Origin of the sequence: Ralstonia sp. NFACC01, from assembly GCF_900115545.1 — a bacterium.
Taxonomy (GTDB): domain Bacteria; phylum Pseudomonadota; class Gammaproteobacteria; order Burkholderiales; family Burkholderiaceae; genus Ralstonia; species Ralstonia mojiangensis.
Map to the genome: position 1 here is coordinate 39041 of NZ_FOWV01000014.1, position 24902 is coordinate 63942.

At 61.3% G+C, this 24902-nt stretch carries 31 protein-coding genes and 2 pseudogenes; 11 read left to right on the forward strand and 22 right to left on the reverse strand.

Annotation, left to right across the window (positions count from 1 at the left end):
• Nucleotides 1-122 precede the first annotated feature (122 nt).
• On the reverse strand, nucleotides 123-755 hold the full coding sequence (locus BM136_RS23730; protein ID WP_092976580.1) for a diguanylate cyclase: 633 nt from the start codon (nucleotides 753-755) through the stop codon (nucleotides 123-125).
• A 189-nt stretch (nucleotides 756-944) separates the two neighbouring features.
• On the opposite strand from BM136_RS23730, the gene BM136_RS23735 reads away from it, so the two are divergent.
• The 3 genes from BM136_RS23735 to BM136_RS23745 all read left to right on the forward strand — a co-directional run bounded on the left by BM136_RS23735 (nucleotide 945) and on the right by BM136_RS23745 (nucleotide 2146).
• Entirely contained in the window at nucleotides 945-1388 is a 444-nt protein-coding gene (locus tag BM136_RS23735) for an Hsp20/alpha crystallin family protein (RefSeq protein WP_092976583.1), read from the forward strand.
• A gap of 33 nt (nucleotides 1389-1421) precedes the next feature.
• A complete protein-coding gene (locus BM136_RS23740; protein ID WP_092976586.1) occupies nucleotides 1422-1841 on the forward strand; it encodes an Hsp20/alpha crystallin family protein in 420 nt (139 codons plus the stop codon).
• Between the two features lie 98 nt (nucleotides 1842-1939).
• Nucleotides 1940-2146, forward strand: coding sequence for a hypothetical protein (locus tag BM136_RS23745; protein ID WP_092976589.1), 207 nt, complete (start codon nucleotides 1940-1942; stop codon nucleotides 2144-2146).
• Nucleotides 2147-2199: 53 nt separating this feature from the next.
• On the opposite strand, the gene lspA is transcribed toward BM136_RS23745, so the two are convergent.
• Together lspA and BM136_RS23755 are read right to left on the reverse strand one after the other, a co-directional pair.
• Nucleotides 2200-2709 (reverse strand): signal peptidase II, encoded by a 510-nt coding sequence (gene lspA / locus BM136_RS23750; RefSeq protein WP_092976675.1) that lies wholly within the window; start codon nucleotides 2707-2709, stop codon nucleotides 2200-2202.
• Nucleotides 2710-2784: 75 nt separating this feature from the next.
• Nucleotides 2785-3078: pseudogene (locus tag BM136_RS23755) on the reverse strand (nuclear transport factor 2 family protein); the annotation flags it as partial.
• Nucleotide 3079: 1 nt separating this feature from the next.
• On the opposite strand from BM136_RS23755, the pseudogene BM136_RS23760 reads away from it, so the two are divergent.
• Nucleotides 3080-3447 (forward strand): annotated as a pseudogene (locus BM136_RS23760) (LysR substrate-binding domain-containing protein); the annotation flags it as partial.
• Nucleotides 3448-3836: 389 nt separating this feature from the next.
• Here the strand turns inward: BM136_RS23760 and BM136_RS23765 are convergent.
• Nucleotides 3837-4262: a GlcG/HbpS family heme-binding protein gene (locus BM136_RS23765; RefSeq protein WP_092976592.1), complete on the reverse strand. Its 426-nt coding sequence runs from the start codon at nucleotides 4260-4262 to the stop codon at nucleotides 3837-3839.
• A gap of 31 nt (nucleotides 4263-4293) precedes the next feature.
• Nucleotides 4294-5307 (reverse strand): zinc-binding alcohol dehydrogenase family protein, encoded by a 1014-nt coding sequence (locus BM136_RS23770; RefSeq protein ID WP_092976595.1) that lies wholly within the window; start codon nucleotides 5305-5307, stop codon nucleotides 4294-4296.
• A 97-nt stretch (nucleotides 5308-5404) separates the two neighbouring features.
• Between BM136_RS23770 and BM136_RS23775 the strand changes: the two genes are divergently transcribed.
• Nucleotides 5405-6334: a LysR family transcriptional regulator gene (locus BM136_RS23775; RefSeq protein ID WP_092976678.1), complete on the forward strand. Its 930-nt coding sequence runs from the start codon at nucleotides 5405-5407 to the stop codon at nucleotides 6332-6334.
• A 68-nt stretch (nucleotides 6335-6402) separates the two neighbouring features.
• Here BM136_RS23775 and map read toward each other — a convergent pair whose 3' ends face one another.
• The 3 genes from map to BM136_RS23795 form a co-directional block, all read right to left on the reverse strand.
• Nucleotides 6403-7170: a type I methionyl aminopeptidase gene (map, locus tag BM136_RS23780; protein ID WP_092976598.1), complete on the reverse strand. Its 768-nt coding sequence runs from the start codon at nucleotides 7168-7170 to the stop codon at nucleotides 6403-6405.
• Nucleotides 7167-7379 carry a ParD-like family protein gene (locus BM136_RS23785; RefSeq protein WP_092976601.1) on the reverse strand — a complete coding sequence of 71 codons (213 nt, stop codon included), beginning with the start codon at nucleotides 7377-7379 and terminating at the stop codon, nucleotides 7167-7169. The genes map and BM136_RS23785 overlap by 4 nt, the downstream gene beginning before the upstream one ends.
• 428 nt (nucleotides 7380-7807) lie before the next feature.
• Entirely contained in the window at nucleotides 7808-8101 is a 294-nt protein-coding gene (locus BM136_RS23795) for a DUF1330 domain-containing protein (protein WP_092976604.1), read from the reverse strand.
• A 63-nt stretch (nucleotides 8102-8164) separates the two neighbouring features.
• Between BM136_RS23795 and BM136_RS23800 the strand changes: the two genes are divergently transcribed.
• Nucleotides 8165-8623, forward strand: coding sequence for a MarR family winged helix-turn-helix transcriptional regulator (locus BM136_RS23800; protein ID WP_092976607.1), 459 nt, complete (start codon nucleotides 8165-8167; stop codon nucleotides 8621-8623).
• A gap of 215 nt (nucleotides 8624-8838) precedes the next feature.
• On the opposite strand, the gene BM136_RS25275 is transcribed toward BM136_RS23800, so the two are convergent.
• The 5 genes from BM136_RS25275 to BM136_RS23820 form a co-directional block, all read right to left on the reverse strand.
• Nucleotides 8839-8997 carry a hypothetical protein gene (locus tag BM136_RS25275; RefSeq protein ID WP_254775743.1) on the reverse strand — a complete coding sequence of 53 codons (159 nt, stop codon included), beginning with the start codon at nucleotides 8995-8997 and terminating at the stop codon, nucleotides 8839-8841.
• A 99-nt stretch (nucleotides 8998-9096) separates the two neighbouring features.
• The gene (locus BM136_RS23805; RefSeq protein ID WP_092976610.1) at nucleotides 9097-9381 is read right to left on the reverse strand and encodes a hypothetical protein; all 285 of its coding nucleotides are present in this window, start codon (nucleotides 9379-9381) and stop codon (nucleotides 9097-9099) included.
• 342 nt (nucleotides 9382-9723) lie between these two features.
• Nucleotides 9724-10053 (reverse strand): carboxymuconolactone decarboxylase family protein, encoded by a 330-nt coding sequence (locus BM136_RS23810; RefSeq protein ID WP_092976613.1) that lies wholly within the window; start codon nucleotides 10051-10053, stop codon nucleotides 9724-9726.
• 22 nt (nucleotides 10054-10075) lie between these two features.
• Nucleotides 10076-10633, reverse strand: coding sequence for an RNA polymerase sigma factor (locus BM136_RS23815; RefSeq protein ID WP_092976616.1), 558 nt, complete (start codon nucleotides 10631-10633; stop codon nucleotides 10076-10078).
• Nucleotide 10634: 1 nt separating this feature from the next.
• Nucleotides 10635-10844, reverse strand: coding sequence for a YgaP family membrane protein (locus tag BM136_RS23820; RefSeq protein ID WP_092976619.1), 210 nt, complete (start codon nucleotides 10842-10844; stop codon nucleotides 10635-10637).
• Nucleotides 10845-11157: 313 nt separating this feature from the next.
• On the opposite strand from BM136_RS23820, the gene BM136_RS23825 reads away from it, so the two are divergent.
• Nucleotides 11158-12411: an Hsp70 family protein gene (locus BM136_RS23825; protein ID WP_092976622.1), complete on the forward strand. Its 1254-nt coding sequence runs from the start codon at nucleotides 11158-11160 to the stop codon at nucleotides 12409-12411.
• Between the two features lie 107 nt (nucleotides 12412-12518).
• The gene (locus BM136_RS23830; RefSeq protein WP_092976625.1) at nucleotides 12519-13091 is read left to right on the forward strand and encodes an NADPH-dependent FMN reductase; all 573 of its coding nucleotides are present in this window, start codon (nucleotides 12519-12521) and stop codon (nucleotides 13089-13091) included.
• Nucleotides 13092-13406: 315 nt separating this feature from the next.
• Here the strand turns inward: BM136_RS23830 and BM136_RS23835 are convergent, their stop codons facing one another.
• From BM136_RS23835 to BM136_RS23845, 3 genes are all read right to left on the reverse strand, one after another.
• A complete protein-coding gene (locus BM136_RS23835) occupies nucleotides 13407-13889 on the reverse strand; it encodes a nuclear transport factor 2 family protein (protein WP_092976628.1) in 483 nt (160 codons plus the stop codon).
• 83 nt (nucleotides 13890-13972) lie between these two features.
• A complete protein-coding gene (gene cynS / locus BM136_RS23840; protein ID WP_092976631.1) occupies nucleotides 13973-14443 on the reverse strand; it encodes a cyanase in 471 nt (156 codons plus the stop codon).
• Nucleotides 14444-14504: 61 nt separating this feature from the next.
• Entirely contained in the window at nucleotides 14505-15164 is a 660-nt protein-coding gene (locus BM136_RS23845) for a carbonic anhydrase (RefSeq protein WP_092976681.1), read from the reverse strand.
• Between the two features lie 147 nt (nucleotides 15165-15311).
• Here BM136_RS23845 and cynR point away from each other — a divergent pair, with 147 nt between their 5' ends.
• Nucleotides 15312-16202 carry a transcriptional regulator CynR gene (gene cynR / locus BM136_RS23850; RefSeq protein WP_092976634.1) on the forward strand — a complete coding sequence of 297 codons (891 nt, stop codon included), beginning with the start codon at nucleotides 15312-15314 and terminating at the stop codon, nucleotides 16200-16202.
• 135 nt (nucleotides 16203-16337) lie between these two features.
• Here the strand turns inward: cynR and BM136_RS23855 are convergent, their stop codons facing one another.
• From BM136_RS23855 to BM136_RS23870, 4 genes are all read right to left on the reverse strand, one after another.
• A complete protein-coding gene (locus BM136_RS23855) occupies nucleotides 16338-16706 on the reverse strand; it encodes a hypothetical protein (RefSeq protein ID WP_092976637.1) in 369 nt (122 codons plus the stop codon).
• A gap of 738 nt (nucleotides 16707-17444) precedes the next feature.
• Complete coding sequence (locus BM136_RS23860) at nucleotides 17445-18548, reverse strand: porin (RefSeq protein ID WP_092976640.1); 1104 nt, start codon at nucleotides 18546-18548, stop codon at nucleotides 17445-17447.
• A gap of 175 nt (nucleotides 18549-18723) precedes the next feature.
• Nucleotides 18724-20166 (reverse strand): MFS transporter, encoded by a 1443-nt coding sequence (locus tag BM136_RS23865; RefSeq protein ID WP_092976643.1) that lies wholly within the window; start codon nucleotides 20164-20166, stop codon nucleotides 18724-18726.
• Nucleotides 20167-20411: 245 nt separating this feature from the next.
• On the reverse strand, nucleotides 20412-21368 hold the full coding sequence (locus BM136_RS23870; RefSeq protein ID WP_092976646.1) for a dihydrodipicolinate synthase family protein: 957 nt from the start codon (nucleotides 21366-21368) through the stop codon (nucleotides 20412-20414).
• Between the two features lie 204 nt (nucleotides 21369-21572).
• Between BM136_RS23870 and BM136_RS23875 the strand changes: the two genes are divergently transcribed.
• Complete coding sequence (locus tag BM136_RS23875; RefSeq protein ID WP_092976649.1) at nucleotides 21573-22484, forward strand: LysR family transcriptional regulator; 912 nt, start codon at nucleotides 21573-21575, stop codon at nucleotides 22482-22484.
• 466 nt (nucleotides 22485-22950) lie between these two features.
• Here the strand turns inward: BM136_RS23875 and BM136_RS23880 are convergent, their stop codons facing one another.
• Nucleotides 22951-23316 (reverse strand): hypothetical protein, encoded by a 366-nt coding sequence (locus BM136_RS23880; protein ID WP_092976652.1) that lies wholly within the window; start codon nucleotides 23314-23316, stop codon nucleotides 22951-22953.
• 705 nt (nucleotides 23317-24021) lie between these two features.
• On the opposite strand from BM136_RS23880, the gene BM136_RS23890 reads away from it, so the two are divergent.
• The gene (locus tag BM136_RS23890) at nucleotides 24022-24495 is read left to right on the forward strand and encodes a hypothetical protein (RefSeq protein ID WP_024977302.1); all 474 of its coding nucleotides are present in this window, start codon (nucleotides 24022-24024) and stop codon (nucleotides 24493-24495) included.
• Between the two features lie 90 nt (nucleotides 24496-24585).
• On the opposite strand, the gene BM136_RS23895 is transcribed toward BM136_RS23890, so the two are convergent.
• Nucleotides 24586-24902, reverse strand: a 317-nt coding sequence (locus BM136_RS23895) for an IS3 family transposase (RefSeq protein WP_139219403.1), incomplete at its 5' end; no start/stop codon positions are given.

Here is a 24902-nt window from a genome sequence, read left to right on the forward strand (position 1 = left end):
TGCAAGCATGGCGCCTGGGCGGGGCTGACAAAGCCGTGCCAAACACTTGGCGGATTGCAAAATAGAAGCGCTCTGCGGCGACTTCAAGAGGCTCGCGAACGGCGTGTTTGTAACAAGATGTATCAGGGCAAAAGAATGCGGTGGACGGCGCCCAACCGATAGACCGTACGGCCGCGTCCGTGCCGCTGGCGCGGTACTGGAAGGACGGGACAGGGTGACGGCCGTCCTCCATCGGGCCCGAGTGTGTCGTCCGACTCTTCGAGCGCCTGCCACACCCCGCCCTTGACCGGACGGAATAACCAGCGCACGTAGCCCTCGTCTGCGGCAATCTGCATCAGCTCGCCGCGATCGGGCGCACCGTCGATCAGGGTTTCGTTTGCTGATGCGCCGTCGTAATCACCGAATGCCTGACGGCAGGCCAGCGCTTCACCCGCCGATGCGCCGATCATGTTGCAACCGCGTCGCTCGACGCGCTCAAGGTCCCATGCGCCCAGCCGCCACGCTGCATCGAGCAGCACTTCATCAATGGTTTCGATGTGGCGCCAGGCGTGGCCCAGCTGAATGGCGGAGCTGGGTACCGAGCGAGGCGGAATATCGATTCCCGGTAACACCAGCGGACTGGCGCGGCGGAATCCGTGCCAATGCAGGATCGCCACAAGCGGCGTATTCGCCCGCCGGGCCGCCGTTACGGTGACGGCGACCAATGGCAGACGCACCGCGTCCATCTGTTCATGCACTGCGCTGAAAAGGTCCATGAAGCCTCCGAATGATGTGTCCAATGGCCTCTTGAAATTTCTGCCTGCTTCCCTATTTTAGGTTTCGTCAATGCAGTCGCGGTTCTCGCGCTGCGTGTTTCGATTTGTTTGTCAGTGGCCCGCCACGGACCGATGAACTGGAGCGCGTAGTTCGGTTCAGTCTCCGTGCGGGCCCTTCAGGAGCCAGCCATGAGCGATCTGTTTTTTGGCACCGATCTGCTGGGCGAATTCGACCGCCTGCAACGGCAGATGGCCACTCTCTTTGCGGGGGCACCCGCCAGCCTGCGCGCAACGCGCATCGGCACCTTTCCTCCCGTCAACATTGGCAGTACCGATGACTCCGTAGAGATCGTCGCATTCGCCCCGGGGCTCGACCCCGCGCAGATCGATGTCTCGATCGACAAGGGGCTGCTGACGATCAGCGGCGAGCGCAAGCGCCCCGATTTCGAACTCACCGACGAGACGCGCGTGTATGCCGATGAACGCTTCACGGGTGCATTCCGCCGTGTGATTGAGCTGCCACAAGACGTCGATCCCGACAAAGTCAGCGCCCGGTACGTCAACGGCTGCCTGACCATCAGCGTGGGCAAGTCGGAGGCATCGAAGCCGCGTCAGATCACGGTGCAAGGCTGAGCCGCGCCTTGCGCAAGCACGAAGGAGCACATCATGAACGACACCACCCAATTGGCGACCCAAGTGCAGCCTGGTAAGGCGGCGGTTGCAAAGCAGACGGCTGAACAGGCGGCTGCGCGACAGACACACTTGGCGCCACCCGTCGACATCTTCGAAAACCGCCAGGGCATCACGCTGTACGCAGACCTGCCAGGCGTCCCGCGCGAGAAGCTTGATGTTCGCGTGCAGGACGGCACGCTTACTGTCGATGCCGAGTTGATGGTGTCCACACCGCCGGGACTGCGCCTGCAGCACGGCGAAGTTCGACACCCGCATTTCTCGCGCACCTTTGTGCTGAGCCCGGACTTTGATGCCTCGCGCATCGACGCCCAGCTGCGCGACGGAGTGCTCAAGCTGACGATTCCGCGTCGCGATGAAGCCAAGCCGCGGCGTATCGAAGTCCAGGCCGGCTGAGCCGCCGCCTGTTGTTTGCCTTGCAAGCGGGCGCGCGTTGCGCGCCTGCATTTGGCACCGTGCCCCTGGTTACGGTTGTTTGTCACGAGGAGACAAAGATGCTGAGTGCACACGAATTTGCCACCTTGATGCTGGTCAGTCAGTCGCCAGAGCAGGTGGATATGAATCGCGCTGAATTGGATTCGTTGCTGGAGCGGCAGTTGGTGATGCTGGCGCGTTCTGCCGAGGGGCATCGTCGCCGCGCACGGCTTACCGATGCCGGACGCTCGGTGCTCCAAGCCCTCAACGCCGTTGATCGTCAGTAGCCCGGCAGGTTCGCGGGCAGCAGAACAGCTGGCCCGCTGGGGGCCTGCATTCTTCAGGCCGCCGAGGCCCCTGGCAGAGTCGGCCCGCGCTTGACACCACGGAAGAGAATGAGCGCCACGCCGAGCATGATTCCAATGTCTGCGACGTTGAACACACCCGTTCGCAACTGCCCGATGCCTATGTTCAGAAAATCAAAAACCCGGCCGTCGTAGACACAACGATCGAACAGGTTGCTGAGCCCTCCACCCAGAATGCAAGCTGTCGCCATAACTTCGGTACGGCCGAGCCTGGGTGAACGCAGCAGCCACACGAACAGGCCGACCAGAATCGCCAGAACGCCATAGATGAAAACGATATTGCGAGTCGCATCGGACATTCCCGCCCCGAGGCTTAGGAATGCGCCGTGGTTATAGGTGGGTAGAACGAGAAGGCTTCCTGAAAGCAATGACACGACTTCGCCGGGCGTCAATATTTGCTTGAATATGGCCTTCGTGGCCTGGTCGATGATGATCCAGGCGAGCGCGCCAAGCAGCGCAATGGCAACTCTTTGCTTCGTCGTCATTCGAGAGGTCATCTGTAGGCGGGCCCCCATTCTAGTCAGAGTGGGGTGTCGCCAGCTCCGAACGACTTAGATTGGCTACGCGTATTTGTCGCCCACCGTACTGCGAATCGGATGGGTGTCGTAGACGATGATCATCCGCTCGATGAGCCCGTTGTCGTCAAATTCAAAAACATCGACGCACTCAAAGCGCACCGCCATCCCATCTTTGAGCTCCCAGTCATAGATGAAGTAACCGGTCGCACGTCGGGCGCCCATCGTGCTGACGCAGATGTCGATTGACGTGATTTTGCTTCCACCAGATGCCGCATCGACCTTCGCAAAGAACGGCGCGGGGTGCATCCACCCGAGAAACGGCGAGAAGATCTGCGCAGAGATGGCCGCATCGCTTAGATCGCCGGCCGATCTTGCTCATGTGGCATTGCTCCATCCCGGGCAGAGCCATGAGGATTGCAATGCTGGTTGGAAAGCGTTGGGGCACCGCACATTGACGCAGACCGTGGACTCGTTTTCGATACCCTCGCGTTGACGCTCACCGCTGCGGCGGCGAGGCATGGCGTTGCAATAGGTGATCCGCGGATGGCGAGAGACCGCCTACGGGCGGGGACGTTGGTCACGCCTTTTATCGACGTGGCGAAAAACGGCTTGTCGTACTTCGTCGTCCATCCATCCCAACGAGCCGCCCAGCCCAAGATTCGCGCCCTCGCTGACGTCTTGTCGCGGCTTGCGCGGGAAGACTGATTGTTGTCGAGGAAAGCAGTCCTGTACTGCGACGTGCCGTTGCTGCTGCATCGGCATGCCGCCTCACAAAAAAAGGGCCCCGGCCGGGACGGGTGGCCGAGGCGAGCTAGGACTGCATGGACGACTAGGGAGAGGGAGGAGCCTCCCCTTAAGTTTCCAGGGGCGGAGTCTATGGAAGGGGCCCTGCCAAGGCAATTCAACAATCCTCAGCGGCAACGCGCCCCTTGCCGGCCTGCTCAACGCACTTGCCGGCGTGCCTGCAACGCGTGCAGCGCTGCATCAAGCCAGCGAAGAACTGAAGGCGCGGTTGAAGTCATCGGCTGGGCGGGACGTCACCGCCCATGCCTCATTGCAAACGCCGAGGAACAGCGCATAGGCGCGCTCACAGCTCAAGATAGAAGCCCTTCGTTGCGCAATGCTTCCTCGGCCGCCTCGTGGTCCTGAGCAGCGCTGCCACCGGAGATGCCAATGCCGCCCACCAGACGCCCTTCGTAAAAGATCGGCACGCCGCCGCCCACCGGCATCAGGCGCGGATGGTGCGCCAGCGGAGCAACCGCGGGCTCGGCCATGTACTGGTTCCATTGATGCGTCGCCAGGCCGAACGAGGCTGCCGTCCATGCCTTGTTGATGGCGACGTCAGCGGTCAGGAAAGGCGCGGCGTCTGCACGCTCGAACGCGCGCAGGTGCCCTCCTGCATCGGTAATGGCGATGGTCGCGGCAAACCCGCGTGCGGCACTGGCCCGACGCGCCTGCGCCAGCAAGGCTTGCGCGGCCTCCAGGCTGATCGTTGCCGTTGGGACGATGGGGGATGTCATGGTGAGGCTCCTTGTCAGACGTCAGAAAGGTTCAGGCGTTGGCGACAACGACTTTGCCGATCATGTTTCCGGCTTCGACCAGCGCATGCGCCTTGATCAAGCTCGCGGCGTTGATGCCATCGATGCGCTGCGTCAGGGTGTGCTTGATGTCGCCGCGATCGACCAGTTCGGCCACACGACGCAGCAACGCGTGCTGTCGGGCGATGGTGGCGGTGGTGAACATGGCGCGGGTGAACATCAGTTCCCAGTGAATCGAAATGGATTTCCCCTTGAACGGGCCGATGTCCAGATCCACCGGATCATCGATGAGGGCGAATTGCCCCTCGGGGCGCAGCACAGCGGCGATCTGCGGCACGTGAGCGGCGCTCTGATTCAGCCCGGCCACATGCGTGACGTGATCAAAACCAAGCGCTGCCAATTGCGGCGCCCACGGTTGACGGTGATCGATGACGTGGTGCGCGCCATGCGCCAGCACCCATTCACGGGTTTCCGGCCGCGACGCCGTGCCGATCACGGTCATCCCCGTCAGCGCGCGCGCCAGTTGGGTCAGGATGGAGCCGACGCCGCCCGCCGCCCCGGTTACCAGCAGCACGTTGTTCTCGGTGGGGTCGGCCGCCTGGACGCGCAGGCGATCAAACAGCAGTTCCCACGCGGTGATGGCTGTCAGCGGCAGCGATGCGGCTTGCGCAAAATCCAGCGATGCCGGCATGGGGCCGACGATGCGTTCGTCCACCGCATGCAGTTCGCTGTTGGTGCCAGACCGCGTGATGTCGCCGGCATACCAGACACGGTCACCCGGCTTGAAGCGCGTGGCCAGCGGGCCGGCCGCGCGGACGATGCCCGCTGCATCCCAGCCAGCAATGCGCGCTTGGCCCTCCGGGATGTCTCCGCCCCGCCGGATCTTGGTATCGACCGGGTTGACGGACACCGCTTTGACTTCCACCAGCAGGTCGTGATCGCGCAGTTCAGGCGTCGGCAGCTCAATGTCTTGCAGCGCCTGCGGGTGGCTGATGGGGTGGTTCTGATAGAAACCGATGGCTTTCATGCACGTTCTCCAAAGAGTGGATGAGGGCCATGCTATCTTTCAGCGATATGCGGATAAACGGGCGGTATGCCCAAACACTTTCGGTATTTCAATGAAAATCATCCGCCTAGATGACGTGCAAATCTTCGTGCACACGGCCGACGCCGGCAGCTTCTCAGAGGCTGCCCGCCAACTGAACATCGCGCCTGCGCAAGCAAGCGCGTCTGTGCAGCGGCTGGAAAAGGCGCTGGACGCCCGTCTGTTCACGCGTTCCACGCGCAGCATGCAGTTGTCAGAGGCTGGAGAGCGCTACCTGCCGCACGCGCGCGTCATGCTGGGTGCGCGGGAGCAAGGCGAACAAGCGCTGGCCGGTGGCCGGGAAGCACTCTCCGGCCCGCTGCGGCTGTCTGCTCCGTCCGATTTCGGGAGAAACCTGCTCCTGCCGTGGCTCGACGATTTTCAGCACCAGCACCCTGGTTTATCGGTGCACTTGAAATTGAGCGACCGGGCGGCCGATCTCATCCGCCAGCCGCTGGACTTTGCCGTGCGCTATGGGGCGCTGCCGGATTCATCCTTGCTGGCCATCAAACTGCTCGACACCAACCGGCGTGCGTTGTGCGCAGCGCCCTCGTACATCGAACAACACGGCGCACCGGCCAAGGTGGATGACCTGCGACGACACAACTGCCTTCGGTATATCTGGAGCGAGCAAGTCCATGAACGCTGGCGCTTTACCCTGCCCGGCGGTGAGCGCACCGTGGCCGTCACAGGAAATCGCGTGAGCGACGATGCCGATGCCGTGCGCCGCTGGGCCGTCGCAGGCGAAGGCCTGATCTATAAATCGCGCTTGGACCTCATCAACGATTTAAAGGCCGGGCGATTGGTCGAGATATTCCCGCAGGAATACGGCGAGCCCGCGCCGCTGCATTTGATTTGCGCCCACCGTGCGCAGCTGACGCCCGCCATCAAGGCGCTGAGTGCCTTTTTGCGGGAACGCTGCATGGCCCTGGTCGCAAGCTACGCGCCGGAAGGTTCGCCATCTGAGTAACACCGTGGCTAACGGCTCAGGCTGCCGTGGCGAGCTTGGGTCAGTTGTTGATGGCCCGTTGTGGGGCTTCACTGCAAGGGGCTTTCGTCAGCGCGCAGCGTCAGGACCTGTACGCCGTTTCGTGTCACGGCCACCGTATGTTCGAACTGCGCCGACAATTTCCCGTCTCTTGTGACCACCGTCCAGCCATCCTCTTCGGTCCGGACGGAGCGGCGGCCTTGATTGATCATCGGTTCGATGGTGAACACCATGCCTTCGCGCAATACCAACCCGGTTTGCGGCGTGCCCCAATGCAGCACTTCTGGAGGTTCGTGCATCTCACGGCCAATGCCGTGTCCGCAATACTCTCGCACGACCGAGTAGCCGCTGCGCCTGGCGTGCCGCTCGATGGCATGGCCCACGTCACCCAGCGTGGCGCCCGGGCGCACGGCTTTGATCCCTCGCCACATGGCCTCATAGGTCACCTGCACGAGCCGCTTGGCCGATGGCGACACGTCTCCGATGAGATAGGTTTTGCTGGAATCTGCGATGAACCCGTTCTTTTCCAACGTGATATCGAAGTTCACGATATCCCCGTCCTGCAAGATGTCCGCGGGGGACGGAACGCCGTGGCAGACGACATGGTTGCGCGAAGCGTTCAACGCGTAGGCATAGCCGTACTGCCCCTTGCTCGCCGGGCGCGCGCTCAGTTCATCCACAATGAAACGGTCGACCATGTCGTTGACCTGCATGGTGGACATGCCAGCCAAGCTCACTTGGTCCAGGTAGCCGAACACACCCGCCAGCAGCCTGCCGGATTCCGCCAGCAACGCGATTTCTTCCGGTCGCTTGGTCATGTGGAAGCAACCCGGACTGCCGGGGCCTCAACGCCAGCGGCCCGGAATTCCCGCGCAACGATCTCATTGAAAGTCAGCGCCGGATTCATCTCGCACAACATGCCGATCTTGATCCAGAAAGCAGCCTGCGCATTGATGGATCGGCACGCCACTGCACTCGCTTTGCGTACTTGATCGTGCAGATCGTCGTCAATGTTCACGATGCCCACGTCACCCTCCAATATATTAAATATATATGGATCGTATAGTGCGTTGACCAGCTATGCAAGGGCCGTCCCTCAGGTGATCGCCCCTGCGACGGCGTCACGTAGCCGCTTTGGCGTTTCCGCCCGCCAGGGGGGGGGGAATGCGCACCCCCATAGGTCTTCGCCAGCCGGCTCCGCGCATGCAACGAAATCTCGTCGGCCACGATCCGCTCGAGCTCCAACCAGGTCACGGGCAACCGTACAAACACACTGTTGTTGTCCGACGAGACGCACAGCTTGATGTGGCTGACGTGGTTGTTCACCCCGCACCCAACATGAAGGATGCGCGTGGTCGCCGACGGGTGCCACACCACGTTGCCGAGGAAGTCACTGATTGTGTAGGCCACCAAGCCTCGCTTGTCGACTGATCGTGCCTGGCCTGAAGCCGTCAATCACGACAGCGTTTCGACAACGAACATCCGCGCTTGCTGGGCTTCCTGACGATCGGCCTTGATCGGCGCATATGTCTCGGAATTGTAGAAAGCTAGCGCTTGGGCCAGCGTCGGGAACTCGAACACACCGGCCATCGGCAATGGGTCTTCATCCCCCTCCAGAACCTGCGCAACAGGGCCGAAATGCAAGATTCGCCCGCCCGCCTCTTGCAGCGCAGCTTGAAAGCGCGGAGCAAGCGCCGCCTGCTTGGCAAAGTCGATGATGCGTAGATTGACGTGTACGTATGCTGGCATTGTGCCTCCGAAATAATGCATATACATTATTAAGGGAAGGCAGGATTGTCAAACGGGGTAGACATGAAGGGTTTTGATCCAGAGGCTTTGAAGAACGTTGCAGCGGAGTGTCCGGGCTTCCAGGCACGCGCAACGGCGCGCGCACTCACGCGTTACTACAACGCCTGTTTCAAGCCGCTCGGGCTAACGGCGGAGCAGTTCAGTCTCTTGGTTGGTATCGGTGAAGCCGAGGGAACGACGCTGGTTGAGCTAGCGGATAAGGCCGGGGTCGACCCCACTACCCTCAGCCGATCTGTCCAGAATCTGGAAAGCCGAGATTTGGTCCACGCCACTGGCGGACGCGGCCGAGCTGGAAAGCAGTTGACCCTCACGACATCTGGGCGTCGACTCGTGGCGGATGCGCTCCCGGTGTGGAGTTCAGCCAAAGCCGAACTTGCCAGTCAGATGGGCGATAAATCGCTTCGTTCAGCAACGCAAGCAATGGCGAAATTGGCCAACGCTGCAGAGTCCTCGCGGGCGTAGTGCTTGCGGCCAGTTCACGGCGCAACATCGCGTCGACGCCGCGCTGGGTGCACCTCAGTTTCTAACCCGCCGACGTCGAGCACGCGCCGCAACTCCACAACAAACACAGCTAACCGCTTTGGCATTCCCAAGTGCAGATTGCTTGGTCAGTCACCATTGGCATATCGGCCCCGGGCTCAGAGCTGGTGAGCGCTTGAACCTCGACGCGAGGTCGGTTACGTCTGAAGCGTGGTCGGAATCGCGGGGGTCAGTTGCAGCGATTCAGCAACGATTGTCTGCCGTGCGGTCTGCGCCGCGTGAAAATTGAAGATGAAGTCTGCGGCCTGATCGCGAATCTCATAAGCCAGGCAGATTGAGTACTGCATTCGAACCATTCGAGCTCCTGACGCCCGGCATGGCTGGGTCGCTTGCGTAGACGGTGGCCTTTGAGAGCGCCACCGGACAGACCTTCGAATTTGACCTCATCGAACGGTCTACTCGCCGACCATCGATTGGCCCGGCACAAGCCCATCGATGATGTCCTCTGCGCCCTGCGTGGCCGCGCGCTTCGCAGCGCCTACGTTGTCCCATGGCTCGCCTCTTAGACGAAAGACGCGGGAGCGCTCATCGTCCATCGTCTCGCCTTCAAGACAGATGACGACCGAGACGCTGTAAGCGCGGTCGGGGCGTTTCTCGTGCCACTCGCGTGGTGGGTTGAACGGGTAAATCAGGGGGTAAATCGCGAACCCTTTGTAGAAGGATGTCGGGTAGGTATCCATGGTGGATCTCCCATAGGAAAAGCGAGCGGGCCGGGCTACGCCCTTGGTGCTCTGATGGCAAGGCGAGAATGCCCGGGGGCGGGTGAAGTGCGAGCCGTGCTGGAAAAGCGACTCGGAGAGGCAGCTTGGGAGGCTGGATCGAGGTGGAACGTCCGCGACGCGTCGATCAGAGGCGAGGCAAATTTCTCTTGTGCCGGGGCCGACGACGCGCCCCGCTGATATCCGTCCCTCACTCTACTCCGATATCGGGATCGTGGGCCCGGGTATTTCTTGAGGCGCTGCGTGTCAGGCAGCGCACGGAGCTATCGGATAGCCCACCGCAGTTATGCGGGCGAACGCCTTTTATGCTTCTTCAAACAGGCGGATCGCCATCAGGCCATGTCCCATTGTTGCGCCGGCTCGGACCGCTGCTGCAATTGAAATCAATTCTGCAAGTTCTTCAGCCGTAGCCCCGGCCTTTTTGGCTGCCTTCGTATGGACATCAAGACAGTAGGAACATTGCGTAGTCAGCGCAACGGCCAGCGAGATGAACTCCCTGATTTTTAGCGGAATCAAACCATCAGCGCGCTTTGCGGCATGATCGAAGGCCATAAAAGCGTTGCCTTCTTCCTTCGCAAGAGCAAGAAGCTTTGGAATGTTCTGGAAGTCCTTGGGCGACTGGTATTCACTCATCACTGATGTCTGCTGTTTTAAATTACCGTTCATTTTCAGAATCCATTGCAGAATTCCAATATCCGCTTGCGACAAGTTTCTCGCGGACCATGGAACGGGCACGATGCAGCCGGCTCTTGACTGCTTCAACGGTCAACCCTAGCTCGGCCGCCACTTCCGGCGCTGTGAGTCCATCAACATCCCGCAAAATGAGAACCTCGCGATAACTCTGAGGAAGCGTCTGGATCGCGGCGGTGAGGTCCCTTCGCAAATCTCTTGGGATCATTGGCGCCTGAACAGCATCCAAATCTGCCTCGTATAAGGGAATGGACGCTTTTCTCCTGGTAAAGAATCGGTAGCATTCCCTTTCGACGATACGGAATAGCCAGCTCGCAAACGCCGCCGCCGTTCGTAGCGCGCCAATTTTTCGATACACCCGCCATAAGGCGATCTGCACGGCGTCTTCAGCGTCCTCACTATTTGTGCACGTTCGTCTCGCAAACCGCTTTAGATCGGGCTGACACACTGCCAGCAGTCGAGAGATTGCAGCCTGGTTGCCAGCGCAAGCCGCCTCAATAAGCTCATCAGAGGCACGTATCATTTCAGTTCTTTATTGGCGTTCTTCCAAAAAGAGCACAGGCCGGACAAAAGCCGACAATTGCTGTGCCTGCCAGAATCGCTGCGGTCGCGTAGCCGGCAATCATGCCCCACGGCGTAGGAGCCAACGTTGCTGTAGCGACGGCCGTGCAGAGCCCCACGGAAGCGCGAATCAATCGCTCGGTGGTGGGTAGATTCCGCTTGAGATAGAACATATGGACACATCCTTCTGTTGTGCTGGTGACGGCTTCATAGAGGCACCGTCAGCGCAAAAGGATTCTTTTTTTTCTACGTATTTCGGGACTGGGGGACCACGTACAGCCCCTGGGCACCTCTCGCGATCGCCTCTGACGGTGATCGCGTATGTGCCGGACTCTCAGCGGCCGCATGTTGGCCGCGAACACCGGGCGCCGTGAGGGAACCCGTCGCACAAAGCCACTACAATAGCGCCCCTTTCGCCGGTGGCCCCCGCTCCTGATATCCCGTGCAGGCGCATGCCTCCAGCTGCACACCAGAAGCCACAATCCTATGATGTCAAACGCCTGCGGCGTCGATTTCGGCACGTCCAACTCCACCGTCGGCTGGCTGAGACCGGACGCACCCACCCTGCTGCCGCTCGAAGACGGCAAGGCAACGCTGCCTTCCGTCATCTTCTTTCACGCCGAAGACCCGACGGTCAGCTACGGCCGTGCCGCGCTGGCCGACTATCTTGCCGGCTACGAAGGCCGCCTGATGCGCTCGCTCAAAAGCCTGCTCGGCACCTCGATGATGGACGACAGCACCGAGGTCATGGGCCAGGCCATGCCCTTCCGCAAGCTGCTGGCGCATTTCATTGGCGAACTCAAGCGGCGCGCCGAGCATGCCGCCGGCCATGAATTCCGCCGCGCCGTGCTGGGCCGGCCGGTGTTCTTCATCGACGAAGATCCCAAGGCCGACCAGCTTGCCGAAGACACGCTGGCGGACATCGCGCGCGACGCCGGCTTTGACGAGATCGCCTTCCAGTACGAGCCCATCGCCGCCGCGTTCGACTACGAGGCCGGCATCAGCGGTGAAGAACTTGTGCTGGTGGCCGACATTGGCGGCGGTACGTCAGACTTCTCGCTGGTGCGCCTGTCGCCCGACCGCGCGAAACGCCTTGACCGCCGCGAGGACATCCTCGCCAACGGCGGCGTTCACATCGGCGGTACCGACTTCGACCGCGCCTTGAGCCTGGCCAGCGTGATGCCGCTACTGGGCCTGAACAGCTCACTGCGCAACGGCAAGGCGATGCCGTCTGGCCAGTATTTCGACCTGGCGAGCTGGCACACCATCAACCACGTGTACACGCGCAAGGCGTGGGCGGTAGTGATGGACAATTACCGGGATGCCGCCGACACCGAAAAACTCGATCGCCTCATCCGCCTGATCCGCGAGCGCGCCGGCCACTGGCTGGCCATCCAGGTGGAAGCCGCGAAGATCGCGCTGTCGGACGCCCCTGTGGCAGAGATCGACCTGCACCGCATCGCGCCCGAGTTGAAGCAGCCCGTCACGCGCGAGGATTTCGACCAGTCGATTGGGAAGCTGGTCGGCAAGACGGTCTCGACGGTGCAGGCCATGCTGAAGACGGCGGGCGTCGCAGCGGAAGCGGTCGATACCATTCTCTTTGCCGGCGGCTCCAGCGGGGTGCCGTTGCTGCGCGAGCAACTGGCGCAAGTGCTGCCGTCGGCGCGTCGCGTCGAGGGCGACCTGTTCGGCGGGATCGGTTCTGGCCTGGCGCGCGATGCGGCGCGCAAGTTTGGCTGAGGGGTTGAAAGGCTGACAGGCGGAAACGCTGAGGGGCAGCGGGACGTTTCGAGCGTATCGAACCAGACAGCCCGGCGCGCGGCAGGATGTCTCTAAAGGAAAACCAGATGAAGCTCCTCACCATCTCCGGCAGTGCCCGCCGCGATTCCGTCAACACGGCGCTACTGCTCGGATTGAAAGACGTTGCCCCTGAGGGGGTTGAGTTATTGGTATTCCATCGCCTCGACACCTTGCCGGTCTTTTCCCCTGACCTGGAAGGGCAACAGACACCAGCCGAAGTGCTGGAATTCCTGACACTCGTGTCCGGATGCGACGGCATCATTATTGCCAGCCCCGAATACGTTCGCGCTATTCCGGGAGGGCTCAAGAACGTCATCGACTGGATGGTGTCGCGATTCGAAGTCATCGGGAAGCCCATTGCGCTCGCACATGCATCGCATCGTGGCGACGACATGCTCACATCGCTCCGGCTGGTGCTGTCCACTGTCAGCGATCAATTTCTCGAAGACGTGTTTTTGCGCATCCCGTTGATTGGAAAAACGCCAGACGAAATCAAAACCCTACTGAAGCAGCCTGAGCGGCAGTCCGAAATGCGCGGATTTCTGTCCGCTTTCGTGGCGGCGATTCATGCTCGGCAGACAAGTGCGCTTGGATGTCATGCCGTCACGAATGCCTCTTGATGGCTGTCTTCAACGTTTCAATTCCATGACTGGTGTCTAGGCCTCTGGCGGCGCTCATGGCCGCAAGCGGGCAGCTCCAGCAGCCAACGCCCAACGCCACTCCGATCCCACTCAGGCATCCCCGCCCGTCACGGGAATGCATCAATCTGTTGTTATTGGCTGTAGCCTCGCCGCTCTATGGCGGCTAGCACATCCCACGTCTGCGGATCGACGTCGCGGCCCCCGAGCGACATCGAAACGTACCCAACGCGTCCCGATCGCCGCAGCGCGCGCGCCACGCCCTAAGCGTGGGTGCGCTGCGCGTGTCGCGAAGTCTCAGAGGCCGAGATCGCTCAAGCCAGGATGATCGTCCGGACGACGCCCCAGCGGCCAGTGATACTTGCGCTCGGATTCCTTGATCGGCATGTCGTTAATGCACGCATAGCGGCGTTGCATCAGGCCGTCTTCGCCGAACTCCCAGTTCTCGTTGCCATAGGAACGGAACCAGTTGCCCGAGTCGTCGTGCCATTCGTAGGCGTAGCGGACGGCAATGCGATTTCCGCCGAATGCCCACAGTTCCTTGATCAGACGGTACTCGTGCTCCTTCTTCCATTTGCGATCGAGAAACGCCCGCGCTTCCGCCCGATTGTTCGCAAACTCTGCGCGATTGCGCCATTTCGTATCGAGCGAATAGGCGAGCGCGACCTTGGCGGCATCGCGCGAATTCCAGCCGTCTTCTGCGAGACGGACCTTTTCCTTGGCCGATTCCAGCGTGAACGGCGGAAGCGGCGGACGAACTGCTGGCTGTTGAGTCGACATGACGGCTCTCCTTTTTCAGATTAGCGATTGGGTTGCATTGCACTTCGTGCGTTGCGGATCGCCCGACCCGCGACGCGATGAACTCAGAACGGCTTGGTCGGCAGGTACTTGCCGTTGAGCGTGATGACGGCACGCTCGCCGCCTTCAGGGTCCGGCACCTTCTGGATATCGAGCTTGAAGTTGATCGCGCTGATGATGCCGTCGCCAAATTTTTCGTGCACGAGCGCCTTCAACGTCGAGCCGTACACCTGCACCATTTCGTAGAAGCGGTAGATGGTGGGATCGGCGGGCACGCCGCCCGGAATGCTGCCGCGCACGGGAATGGTTTGCAGCAAGCGCACGGCGTTGGCGTCGAGTCCAAGGCGCTCGCCGACCAGCTTCGCCGCGTTCTCCGGCAGCGCGTGCTGACCGAGCAGCGCGGCTGTCGTGTACGCGACGCTCAAGCCCGTGCCTTCGTTGATGGCTTCAAACGTGAGGTTCTTGCGCACCTTCGCGTCGATGATGGTTTCCGTCAACGCTTCGCGCGCGTTCGGCGTGACTTGCGATTGGGTCATGATGTTGCTCCTTGAATAAGTCAACGTGGTGAGATCTGCAGTCGGAATAACGCGCTGGAAATCAGTGCGCAGCCACGCACTCGGCGGGTGTTGCGGTGACATCGGGATGCGCCGCGAGCGGTACGAACCGGCGAGTCGCGGCGTCGAGCGCGTCGATCGAACCGGATTCAATGTCGTAGACCCAACCGTGCAGATTGAGGCGGCCCTGCGCGAGCGCCAGTGCAACGCAGGGATGGGTCTTGAGGTTGTTGAGTTGCACGATGATGTTCTCGCGCACCATCGAGTCGACGCGCGCGCGCTCGCTCGCATGTTCACGCGACTCGTTGACGAGCTTTGCCGAGTCTGCGTAGCGCAGCCAGTTCGCGACGGCGGGCATATGGTCCAGGCACTTGCACGTCGCTATGGCCGTCATCGCGCCGCAGTCCGAGTGGCCGCATATCACGACATCCGTCACGCCAAGCGCGGCCACTGCATATTCGACCGTGGCCGACACGCCGCCAGGCTCGGGACCGAACGAAGGCACGATGTTGCCGGCATTGCGAATCACGAACAGATCGCCCGGTTCGCGCTGCGTGACCAGTTCAGGAACCATGCGGCTATCGGAGCAGGAAATGAACAGTGTGCGCGGCGTCTGGCTGGTGGCCAGCTTGCGGAACAACGCCTTGCGTGCGGGCACGACGTCCCGTTGAAACTTCAGAAAACCGTCGATGATCTCTCGCATGGTCTGCTCCATTCAATCTGGCGTTCGCAACGTCGGTCAGTGCGATGCGTTGAACAGAGAATGGACCCGCCCCGTCATAGTGTCCAAGACGAGTTTATGATGCTCACCATAGGCAATGCCAATAGGTAGAAGACGAGGGAGTTCGCCATGCTGTTGCGTCATATCCGTTACTTCCTGGCCGTCGCGGAACACCGCAATTTCACGCGCGCCGCCGAGGCGCTGCACGTTTCGCAGCCCACGCTGTCGCAGCAGATACGGCAACTGGAAGACGCGCTGCGCACTCAGTTGCTAGACCGTTCAGGGCGGAACGTGCAACTCACAGATGCCGGTGCGGCGTGGATGCGCTATGCGAAGCTCGCGCTGCAGGATCTGGATGCGGGCGTGCGAGCAATACATGATGTCGGTGAACTGAGCCGTGGCAATCTGCGCCTTGCCGTGACGCCGACCTTCACGGCGTATCTCGTCGGCCCTGCGATCGATCGTTTTTATTGCCTGCATCCCGGCATCGCGATCGACATTCAGGAAATCACGCAGGATCAGATCGAAGCGCAGCTCGCCGATGACAGGCTCGACGCCGGCATCGCGTTCGAGTCCTCCCACAGTGCGGAAATCGAAAGCGAGCCGTTGTTTCGCGAGACGCTGAGCCTCGTCGTTGGCGGCGGCCACGCGCGCGCAAAGCGCCGCAAGCCGTTGTCAGCGCAGGACTTCGCCAACGAACGGCTGGTGCTGCTGAACAAGGCGTTCGCGACGCGGCGTTACATCGACGAATACTGCTCGCGAAACCAGATTCGCCCTCAGGTCGCCATCGAGGTCAGTTCGATCAGTGCGATCGTTGAGATCGTTCGGCGTGGGCAGCTCGCAACCGTACTGCCCGACGGCGTCGCGCGCGAGCATACCGAGCTGCACCCCGTGCTGCTCGACCCGCCGCTGCCGGCCCGCACGGCCGTGCTGCTGCAACGCAAGGATGCGTATCGGACGGCGGCGAGCAAGGCCTTCGTCCAGGTGTTGAGGGAATTGACGGAGAACTTCCAACGCTGATGGGTGCGCGTTCGTGCCGGTCTCTTCGCTTGGCGCGTCGCGCGCGGTGATCTTCAGCTGACGCAGCGCGCTCTTTCTCCCCTGCCCTAACCACTATGGCATCCCCGCCCGTCACGGGAATGCGTCAATCTGTTGTTATTGGCTGTAGCCTCGCCGCTCTATGGCAGCTAATACATCCCACGTCTGCGGATCGACGTCGCGTCCCCCGAGCGACATCGATACGTACGCGTCAATCGCATCCACAAAGCCTTTGATGAACGCTGGCGGAAATGCGTGCGCGGACAGATGTTGAAGCTGTTCGCGCAGCACGCCCGGGCGGCATTGGCCGTGTGAGCGCATGGCGGTGCGTGTGCGCTTGAGATACGCCTGCGCAGCGATTGCGCCGTTCAGGTAGGTGCGGTTTTTGGTGAGCCTGCCTGTGTCGGATGACGTGGGCGGTGGGCTGGGTGATGCGGGTGGAGATGGGTACGACGCGGGGCGGTGCCCGCTTGGACCATTTGGCATAGAGCCTCCAGAGGTGGTTGGAGGCCCGGCAACTCATCGCCAGACGAGGTGGCGGGCCTGACGGCGGGGCTGGCGAACCGGCTCTCTGGAGCACCGGCAGACCTTGCGGTCTCCCCACCCGGCCCGCCGTAGTGCGTGCGTGGGTGTGCGGAGGCGATGCGCGAAGCATCGTCTCTCCAGAGCCACCAGTGCAGGTCGCCAAACCCGGCTGCCGTTGGTGCGGCAGCGGGATGGATTATAGCGATGGGGGCTCCGTCCAACTTCCGATTCTGTGTCTCCGGTCGCTGGGCTCCAAAGACCGCGCACGCGGTACACAACTTGGTTCAGTGCGTGCGGCGGTTGACCCTCGGCGGAGCACATCCGCCCTTCTATTCCCCGCTGTCTTCCTGCAGACGGCCGAGCGCCGCAGCTTTAGGTCCGTGTGTCGACCTCAAACATTCGATCTCCGCAGTCTGACAGCGACACGCCACCCTCAGACACTGACGCATGGCCATCAGAGGCCCGAACACGGCCCAAAAACATCGGACACATCGGATCTCCGAGACCCAGGCGTGGCCCTCAAACATTCGACGTTGGCCCCTTGAGGGCGACGCTCCACCGCCCGAGGGTCGAAGATGGGTGTCAGAGGTCGAAATTTTCGAGCTTGGACGGTGGAAGGCGAGTGTTTGACACGCGCGCTCCGCCCGCAGAGGTTCAAGCTCGACAGTTGGAGGTCCACGTTCGAGCCTCAGCCTTCTCTCAGAACGTGTGCTTAACGCCCGCCATGATCCCAAGTTGATTGCCACCCGGCGCCGGATTGCTCGTTCCGCCGCTGCCGCCTGCGCTCACAGACAGATTCGACTGCCCGCTGTTGTCGATATAGCCCCCGGTGAGATACACCGACGTCCGCTTTGAGAACGCATATGTGCCGCGGATGGCGCCCAACCACGCCTTGTTCGCGCTGTTGTTGAAATGGAGATAGTAGATCTGGCCTGCCAAATTGAAAGCGGGCGTGATGTCGTGCGAGACGCCAGCATAGTAGAGCTGGCTATGCGATGGCGTACCGCCCTGGTTGTTGCGAATCGACGCGCCGATGCCAACCTTGGTTTTGTCGAACAGTGCGTAGGCCCCCAGAAGCAGTCGGTCATCCTTGAGCTTGCTGCTGGTGAGACCGGCCGCAGCGCCCGGGCCACCACGCAGTGAGTCGTACGCGGTTGAGATGCCCCATGTGCCCGTCTCGTACATCAGCAGAGCCGACCACTCGCGGCAAGCGCGGCTGTCCGAAGCCAGCTCACCTGCGCAGTTGGTGCCGGCCGGGTTCGTGCCTGCGTTGACGGTATCGCGCCCGAAGCTGTAGGTGGCACCGACCGTAAGACCACCGAATTTGCCCTTGTAGCCGAGGGCGTTGTCCGCACGCGCGTTGGGACGGTAGCTGTCCAGCGCATTGGCACCGTACACATTTGGACCGAGAATGTCTGAGTCCAGGGTTGCCCAAAACAGCATGGTGTTCTGCCGCCCGAAAACGAGCTGACCCCAGTTACCACTTAGCCCCACGTATGCCTGCCGGCCGAACAGGCGACCGCCCTGATTGGAGGTGCCGGAATCTGGCGCGAAGCCCGATTCGAGCACGAACAGGCTTTGTAGCCCGCCCCCCAGGTCTTCCGTGCCTCGAATGCCCCAGCGCGACGGCACCGTCCCGGTCAAATTCGGCATGCGGACCAGGCCATCCTTGGCTGTGCCGACATTGCTTACGTATTCAATGCCGGTGTCTACCACGCCATAGAGCGTGACTGACTGTGCGGTTGCTACCATCGGCGTGGCCGCGCCGATGCTCACACCAATGACCCAGGTTGCGATTTTCATGATGAAGTCCTCCTCCGTGTTGTGCCCGTGCGCGGTGGTGCGACGGGTTTTGTGTTCTTTTCGGATGCGCGCCACCAGAGAGGAGATCGCGTCGATGCGACCCTCCCAAGGTGATGCGAAATGGAAAGCGAGTAAGAGCGCAGCGGCCTAGTGCGAGAAACTGGCCGCGCGTCAGTTAGGGCGAGATCTCTTCGAGCGCCCGGTTGGTGGTTTCGATCATCCGCATGGCTGCCAGCAGGCCGATGACGGTAGTGAACGCGAACATCAGGAACACTGCTGCGATGCCGTAGCCGGTTAGGACGACTCCCACGATGGCCGGTGCTGCAGCGGAGGCAGCGCGCAGCCACGATGTTGCTAACCCAGTGCCAATGGCGCGCATGCGGGTTGGATAGATCTCAGGCGTGTACAGGTACAGCAGCACGGTCGTGGTACCCATCACCGCGTAGGCGGACGAGGCCAGGATCATCACGGATAGCGCACTACCTGCACCCAGCACACCCAGTGCAGCCAGCAAGGCGCCGCTGATGAGGAAGCTGGCCATCGCCCAGCGCCGGCGGCCGACGCGATCAACCAGCAGTGCGCAGACCAGGACAGCGCACGCACTCAGCACGTTCGATACCGATGCCATATGCAGGGACTCCTGCAGCGGCAGGTGATACACAGTCTTGTATAGGCTCGGCAACCAGTTGTTGATACCGTTGGCCACGAAGTACGAACTGGCCCACAGCAGCCACACCACCAGCGTACGGCCACGGTACAACGGCGAGAACAGTTCCTTCCACGAACTTTTTTTGCGTGTACGGATGCCGTCGAGCAGGCTGGACACGCGTGTGTCGACCTCGGCCTTATCGCGTTGCACGTCGAGGTTACGGCGGGGCGTGCTGGCCTCAATGCCCTGGATGACCTGCTCCGCTTCGTCAAACCGGCCTTTTGCGATCAGCCAGCGCGGTGACTCTGGCAGCCGCACGATGAGCAGTGCCACGAGGATGCCTGGAATACCACCGACCAAGAACATGTATTCCCAGCCAAAGCGCGGCACCAGGAGCGCCCCCACCTGTGCCGCGGCCAGCAGCCCGAGCGGAAAGATCAGTTCATACAGGATGAAAAACCGCCCACGACCGTGCGCTTGCGACAGCTCGTTGATGTACGTGGCTGCCACCGGCACCTCACCGCCCACGCCGATACCTTGCACGAAGCGGCACAAGAACAACATCTGGAAGTTGCCGGCAAATGCGCACACCACACTCATCACCGACATCAGTCCAACAGTGATACTGGCACTGCGCACGCGGCCGAGGCGCTCGGCCAGCCAGCCGAACAGCAAGGCACCAATCACTTGGCCGAGATAGCCGGCCGCGATCAGGATGCCGATCTCGCCGGGCGACAGATGCCAGAGGCCTACTAGCACTGGCATCACAAAGGCTAGAGACAACGCATCGAAGGCATCGAACAACGTAGCGCTGCCCATGATGATGCGAGCCTTGGTGTGCCAACGGCTGAAGGGGACGTTTTCGATACGGAACAGAAGCTGCGCGGCGCGCATGCCGGAATCGGCAGAGGCTGCGCGCGAGATGTCCTGCACGCCGTGGTGCACCATGGCAGGCGTATTGGTATTCATGTTGTCTCCAGATGCCATTGTCTTGATGCTAGGTGCCCAGTACAGGCCTGCATCACTGATCTTGTTTTTCTGGTGGTAGCCGTGGGGTACGGCTGTGCTCTGGGGCAGCGGCGCCTATGGCACCGCCTGCATTTACCCTGGAGCAGATACTGCGAGCGCATGCGATGAATTCCCGCCTTCACCGCGTGCGAGGGTTGGAAGGACTGCAATCAGCTCTTCCAACCCTTTGGTCCGCTATCCGTATATCAAGCAGCCAGCGGTTCGAGCGTGCCGGCGCCGGGGCCCGTCAAGCCGGCCGCGCGCATGGCGTTGGCGATATCAATCTCAGCGCCCGGCTCCAGCGGCAGCAGCGGCGAACGCACCGTTGCATGCTCCAGGATGCCGCGTGCCACCAACGCGTGCTTGAGCGCGACCGTACCTTCCATGTGCGAGCCGCGATGGTAGACGTTCTTCGTCACGGGCAGCAGTTTGTCGTGGATAGCACGAGCGCGTGCATAGTCCTTGGCCCTGCCGGCGGCAATCAGCTCGATCAGCGGTTCCGGCGCGATGTTGCCGTAACCGACCAGCGCACCGTCCACGTCGAACATGGTGTGCAGCAGATATTCGTCGTGGCAGGTCAGGATCTGCAGTTCAGGGCGCTCACGGCGGATGACCGGGATCTCCGTATCCCAGCGGCGCATATTGCGCACACCGTTCTTCATGGCAAACACGCCCGGCTGTGCTGCAATGTCCAGCAGCGTTTCGAGGTTGTAGGTCGCCTTGGTGGCATCGGGGTACTGGAACAGGATCAGCGGCAAGCCACTTTCTTCGTAGATGGCGCGATAGCGGTCTTGCGGTGCGCCTTTCTGATAACCGAAGCGCAGCCAGCCATGAGACGGATACACCAGACCGGCCGAGGCGCCTGCCTTGACGGCGCGCTTGGCTTCGGCTGCTGCCACCTCGGTACCTTCGAGCGTGATGCCGGCGATGACGGGCAGCTTGCCGTCGACCGACTTCACAAAACTCTCGATCACGGCAGTCTGCTCGTCTTGCGACAAGAACGTGCCTTCGCCAGCGTGGCCGAGCACAACTAGGCCCTTCACACCGTTGAAGCTGCCGAGCCATTTGCCCAGGCGCTGAATGGCGGCGTGGTCGACGGCGCCATCACGGGTGAACGGGGTTACGGGGGCGGGTACGAGGCCGCGCAAATCGATGTCTTTCATGGGTATCTCCTCACAAGGTGGATCGGTAGTCACCCCGAGGCTTAACGCCTATGCCGGGGAGCGCTCGTCGCCGGCGAGGCCTTGAAACGCCTGGGTGGTCAACGTGCATGCGATGCAGTCTAGGGAGGGCCTTGGCATGCCGGAAGAGTGAGATCTGGCATTTCAGATATACTGAAATTGAATATCTTGAGGGCCAGAGATACCGTGGATTACGCCGCCTGGAAACTGTTCATTGAAGCCGCTGAGCTAGGCAGCCTGAGCAAGGTGGCCCTAGCCCATGGCACCACGCAGCCGCATATCAGCCGGCAGATCGCCGAGCTGGAGCAGGCGTGCGGCGGACGGCTGTTTCAGCGCACCGGCCGTGGCGTGGTGTTGACTGAGCTTGGCCAGCGTATTGCGCCCAAGGTGCGTGCTTGGCTGGCCGGCACAGAGCAATTGGCCAACGACATCCAGAGTTCGGCGGGTAAGCCCATTGGCAGGGTGCGACTGGGCATCCTGCCATCGACCGCGCATCCGCTCGTCAGCACGCTGTATTACCGCTTGCGGGAACGCTATCCGCTCGTGCAACTCAGCGTGCGCGAGGGGCAAGGCGCGCAGTTGGAAACTTGGTTGGAGGATGGCAGCGTCGATCTTGCTTTGCTCTTCCGGCATAGCCCGACACCCAAGCACGGCGATATCTATCTGACCGAGGCGGCCACGTATATGGTCGGCAAACCAGGTGATCCGTTGTTAGTGGAACCAACGATTTCGTTCGCCGCACTGCATGGGCTGCCCCTCGTTTCATTTTGTCGACCGAGCAGTTGGCGCGACTGGCTGGACCACCTTGCGACCGAGCGTGGCGTGACGCTCAACGTGGTCGTGGAAGCGGATTCCCTCAGTCTGCAGACGCGCATTGTGGAAGACGGTGGCATGTACGCGTTGTTGGGCCCGTATGCGATCGCCAATGCTGTACGCGAGGGCCGGCTGCAAGCAGCCAAGGTTGTGGATCCGACGGTCTATCGCTATATCGCACTCGCGATGTCACGGCATGGCGACCTAACGCTTGCCAGCCGCGCTGTGATGCAACTCACGAAGGAGATTGCTCAGACGGGAACGGCGGTTTCCGAGCACGAGTAATACGTCAATCCCTGCTGCCTTGCGGGGTAACTCCGTCGATGGCCGTTCCTGGCCGATTGCCGCCCGACGACCGCGGCGCTTGTCGACTCTGAACAGCCCTTCGTGCGCCAAGTACTCCCTTCGGAACGGGCTCTTTCTCGGCGCCGCAGGATTCTTTATAGGCGCAATCGGTGCCAAACATTGAGCCGAAGTTGTTTCGGTTCCCACGGCTTTGGCAGATTTGTTTCTCGGTGCTTGGCCGCGTACTTGTCGCAGTACATCTGCACGTAAGAGCACTCGACTATTCCATCGCCGTGTTCGTGGGCATAACGCTTGGCGATCTGGCGCCTTTTTGGATTGAGCACGTTTCCATTCCACGACTGATGTCTAGGGCTCTGGCGGCCACCCATGGCCGGAAGCGAGCAAATCCAGCAGCGAATGCACTACTCGGCATTCCCGCCCGTCACGGGAATGCGTCAATCTCTTGTTATTGGCTGTAGCCCCGCCGCTCTATGGCGGCTAGCACGTCCCACGATTGCGGATCGACATCGCGTCCCCCGAGCGACATCGATACGTACGCGTCAATCGCATCCACAAAGCCTTTGATGAACGCTGGCGGAAATGCGTGCGCGGACAGATGTTGAAGCTGCTCGCGCAGCATGCCCGGGCGGCATTGGCCGTGGGTGCGCATGGCGGTGCGTGTGCGCTTGAGATACGCCTGCGCTGCGATTGCGCCGTTCAGGTAGGTGCGGTTTTTGGTGAGCCTGCCTGCGTCGGACGACGTGGGCCGTGGGCTGGGTGATGCGGGTGGAGATGGGTACGACGCTGGTCGCGTCTCGTCTGCAATAGGCATAGGCGCCTCCGTGAGTATTGATTGGAGGTCCGCCTTCTCGTCGCCAGACGAAGGTGGCGGGCCTGACGGCGGGGCTGGCGAACCGGTACTCACGGCAACCGGCAGACCTTGCGGTCTCCCCACCCGGCCCGCCATAGGAGGCATGCGCGAGTGTGCCCGAGCGTATCCGCCAAGCGGACGCTCGTTGTGAGTATGTCGAGTCGCCAAACCCGACTGCCGTTGGTGCGGCAGCGGAATGGATTATAGCGATGGGGGCAGCGGCGAAAGTTGGATTCTTGATTCGTCGGGAGCGACGGTCCGAAGGTCACGCTTCACCCTCAAACAGGGGCGCTTCACCCTCGAAGAGTGGAACGCGAGGGTCAAACACTGGCGTTTCACTGTTTGAGGGTCGAACGTCAGTGTCAAAGAGTCGAACTCGATGGTCAGAAGGTCGCCTTCGAGCCGAAAACACTCGAACTTCACTGTCTGAGGGTCACGTTCCACCGTCTGAAGCTCGAGCGTCAGTGTCAGAGAGTCGAGTTCGACATTCCGAGGCTCGCGCTTCACGTTCCAACACTCGAACGGCGTGAGCGGGCTTCCTCGCCCCATGTGCGGGCGCTTTCCGTCAAAAGTTGTGTACAGCATTGCGATACGCCGCAGCGGTAGCCAACCTCAGCGGGTTGTGCAAATCGGCATGACGTTGATATCCGCTTTAGAAGGAACGCAATGTCTCAGAACCTGATTTCGTTTCAACCCAGCGCCACCGACCTGACCGCCATTGACGGTGCGCTGAAGACACTGGAAGAAAAGCTCGTCGGCCTGATTGGCCTGTCAGTCGAGCAGCGCAGCACGCTCATGAAGATGGGCGACAAGTCCGAAGCGTTCTGCCGCCAGGCAGTGGAACTGCTGAGCAACAACCCCGGCGTGCTTCCTGCCAATTTCAACCTGCAGGAAATGCGACGTGACTTGGTGGGCTTTGACACCCTGCGCCCTCGCCTCGCCCGCGTGGAGAAGTTGCTGGAACGGATGCAGGATTCGCAACTGGCGATGGGCAGTGACCTGATGACGGCCGCGCTGGAGGGTTACACGTACCTGAAGGTTGCGGGCAAAGGGGAAGGGTTGGAATCCGCGCGACGGACGTTGTCGGCGCGGTTTAGCCGGGGGCCACGGAAGAAGGTGGAGGAGGTGGCTGGGGAGTGAGGTGAGGGGCTGCTGATGGTGGCCTAGATTTGGAAAAGCCCGCGATGCTGAGAGGCTCGCGGGCTTTTTGTTTGAATCGCCCCGACTTTCCTAGACACCCGCGAGCCGTTGGGAATGGCGTTGTTCGAACTCTACCGGTGATAGACCGTTGGCGCTCGAATGGCGCCGTGTTGGGTTGTAAAACATCTCGATGTAGTTGAAGACATCGGACTTGGCCTCCTGCCGGGTGGCATAGATCTGCCGGCGCACCCGCTCGCGTTTGAGCAACTGGAAGAAGCTCTCCGCCACTGCGTTGTCGTGGCAGTTGCCGCGCCGGCTCATGCTGCACAGCAGGTTGTGCTCGCGCAGGAAGCTTTGCCAGGTGTGGCCGGTGAACTGGCACCCCTGATCGGAGTGAATCAGAACCT

What these genes read in the sequence shown, in the direction of transcription:
- BM136_RS23810 (WP_092976613.1), bottom strand. Translation starts at nt 10,053, where the DNA reads ATGAGTGAATACCAGTCGCCCAAGGACTTCCAGAACATTCCAAAGCTT.
- BM136_RS25275 (WP_254775743.1), bottom strand. Translation starts at nt 8,997, where the DNA reads ATGGTTCGAATGCAGTACTCAATCTGCCTGGCTTATGAGATTCGCGAT.
- BM136_RS23855 (WP_092976637.1), bottom strand. Translation starts at nt 16,706, where the DNA reads ATGCCAAATGGTCCAAGCGGGCACCGCCCCGCGTCGTACCCATCTCCA.
- cynR (WP_092976634.1), top strand. Translation starts at nt 15,312, where the DNA reads ATGCTGTTGCGTCATATCCGTTACTTCCTGGCCGTCGCGGAACACCGC.
- BM136_RS23800 (WP_092976607.1), top strand. Translation starts at nt 8,165, where the DNA reads ATGAAGGGTTTTGATCCAGAGGCTTTGAAGAACGTTGCAGCGGAGTGT.
- BM136_RS23745 (WP_092976589.1), top strand. Translation starts at nt 1,940, where the DNA reads ATGCTGAGTGCACACGAATTTGCCACCTTGATGCTGGTCAGTCAGTCG.
- cynS (WP_092976631.1), bottom strand. Translation starts at nt 14,443, where the DNA reads ATGACCCAATCGCAAGTCACGCCGAACGCGCGCGAAGCGTTGACGGAA.
- BM136_RS23765 (WP_092976592.1), bottom strand. Translation starts at nt 4,262, where the DNA reads ATGACATCCCCCATCGTCCCAACGGCAACGATCAGCCTGGAGGCCGCG.
- map (WP_092976598.1), bottom strand. Translation starts at nt 7,170, where the DNA reads ATGACCAAGCGACCGGAAGAAATCGCGTTGCTGGCGGAATCCGGCAGG.
- BM136_RS23770 (WP_092976595.1), bottom strand. Translation starts at nt 5,307, where the DNA reads ATGAAAGCCATCGGTTTCTATCAGAACCACCCCATCAGCCACCCGCAG.
- BM136_RS23880 (WP_092976652.1), bottom strand. Translation starts at nt 23,316, where the DNA reads ATGCCTATTGCAGACGAGACGCGACCAGCGTCGTACCCATCTCCACCC.
- BM136_RS23815 (WP_092976616.1), bottom strand. Translation starts at nt 10,633, where the DNA reads ATGATACGTGCCTCTGATGAGCTTATTGAGGCGGCTTGCGCTGGCAAC.
- BM136_RS23830 (WP_092976625.1), top strand. Translation starts at nt 12,519, where the DNA reads ATGAAGCTCCTCACCATCTCCGGCAGTGCCCGCCGCGATTCCGTCAAC.
- BM136_RS23740 (WP_092976586.1), top strand. Translation starts at nt 1,422, where the DNA reads ATGAACGACACCACCCAATTGGCGACCCAAGTGCAGCCTGGTAAGGCG.
- BM136_RS23820 (WP_092976619.1), bottom strand. Translation starts at nt 10,844, where the DNA reads ATGTTCTATCTCAAGCGGAATCTACCCACCACCGAGCGATTGATTCGC.
- BM136_RS23730 (WP_092976580.1), bottom strand. Translation starts at nt 755, where the DNA reads ATGGACCTTTTCAGCGCAGTGCATGAACAGATGGACGCGGTGCGTCTG.
- BM136_RS23805 (WP_092976610.1), bottom strand. Translation starts at nt 9,381, where the DNA reads ATGGATACCTACCCGACATCCTTCTACAAAGGGTTCGCGATTTACCCC.
- BM136_RS23795 (WP_092976604.1), bottom strand. Translation starts at nt 8,101, where the DNA reads ATGCCAGCATACGTACACGTCAATCTACGCATCATCGACTTTGCCAAG.
- BM136_RS23865 (WP_092976643.1), bottom strand. Translation starts at nt 20,166, where the DNA reads ATGAATACCAATACGCCTGCCATGGTGCACCACGGCGTGCAGGACATC.
- BM136_RS23870 (WP_092976646.1), bottom strand. Translation starts at nt 21,368, where the DNA reads ATGAAAGACATCGATTTGCGCGGCCTCGTACCCGCCCCCGTAACCCCG.
- BM136_RS23890 (WP_024977302.1), top strand. Translation starts at nt 24,022, where the DNA reads ATGTCTCAGAACCTGATTTCGTTTCAACCCAGCGCCACCGACCTGACC.
- lspA (WP_092976675.1), bottom strand. Translation starts at nt 2,709, where the DNA reads ATGACGACGAAGCAAAGAGTTGCCATTGCGCTGCTTGGCGCGCTCGCC.
- BM136_RS23825 (WP_092976622.1), top strand. Translation starts at nt 11,158, where the DNA reads ATGATGTCAAACGCCTGCGGCGTCGATTTCGGCACGTCCAACTCCACC.
- BM136_RS23735 (WP_092976583.1), top strand. Translation starts at nt 945, where the DNA reads ATGAGCGATCTGTTTTTTGGCACCGATCTGCTGGGCGAATTCGACCGC.
- BM136_RS23845 (WP_092976681.1), bottom strand. Translation starts at nt 15,164, where the DNA reads ATGCGAGAGATCATCGACGGTTTTCTGAAGTTTCAACGGGACGTCGTG.
- BM136_RS23835 (WP_092976628.1), bottom strand. Translation starts at nt 13,889, where the DNA reads ATGTCGACTCAACAGCCAGCAGTTCGTCCGCCGCTTCCGCCGTTCACG.
- BM136_RS23860 (WP_092976640.1), bottom strand. Translation starts at nt 18,548, where the DNA reads ATGAAAATCGCAACCTGGGTCATTGGTGTGAGCATCGGCGCGGCCACG.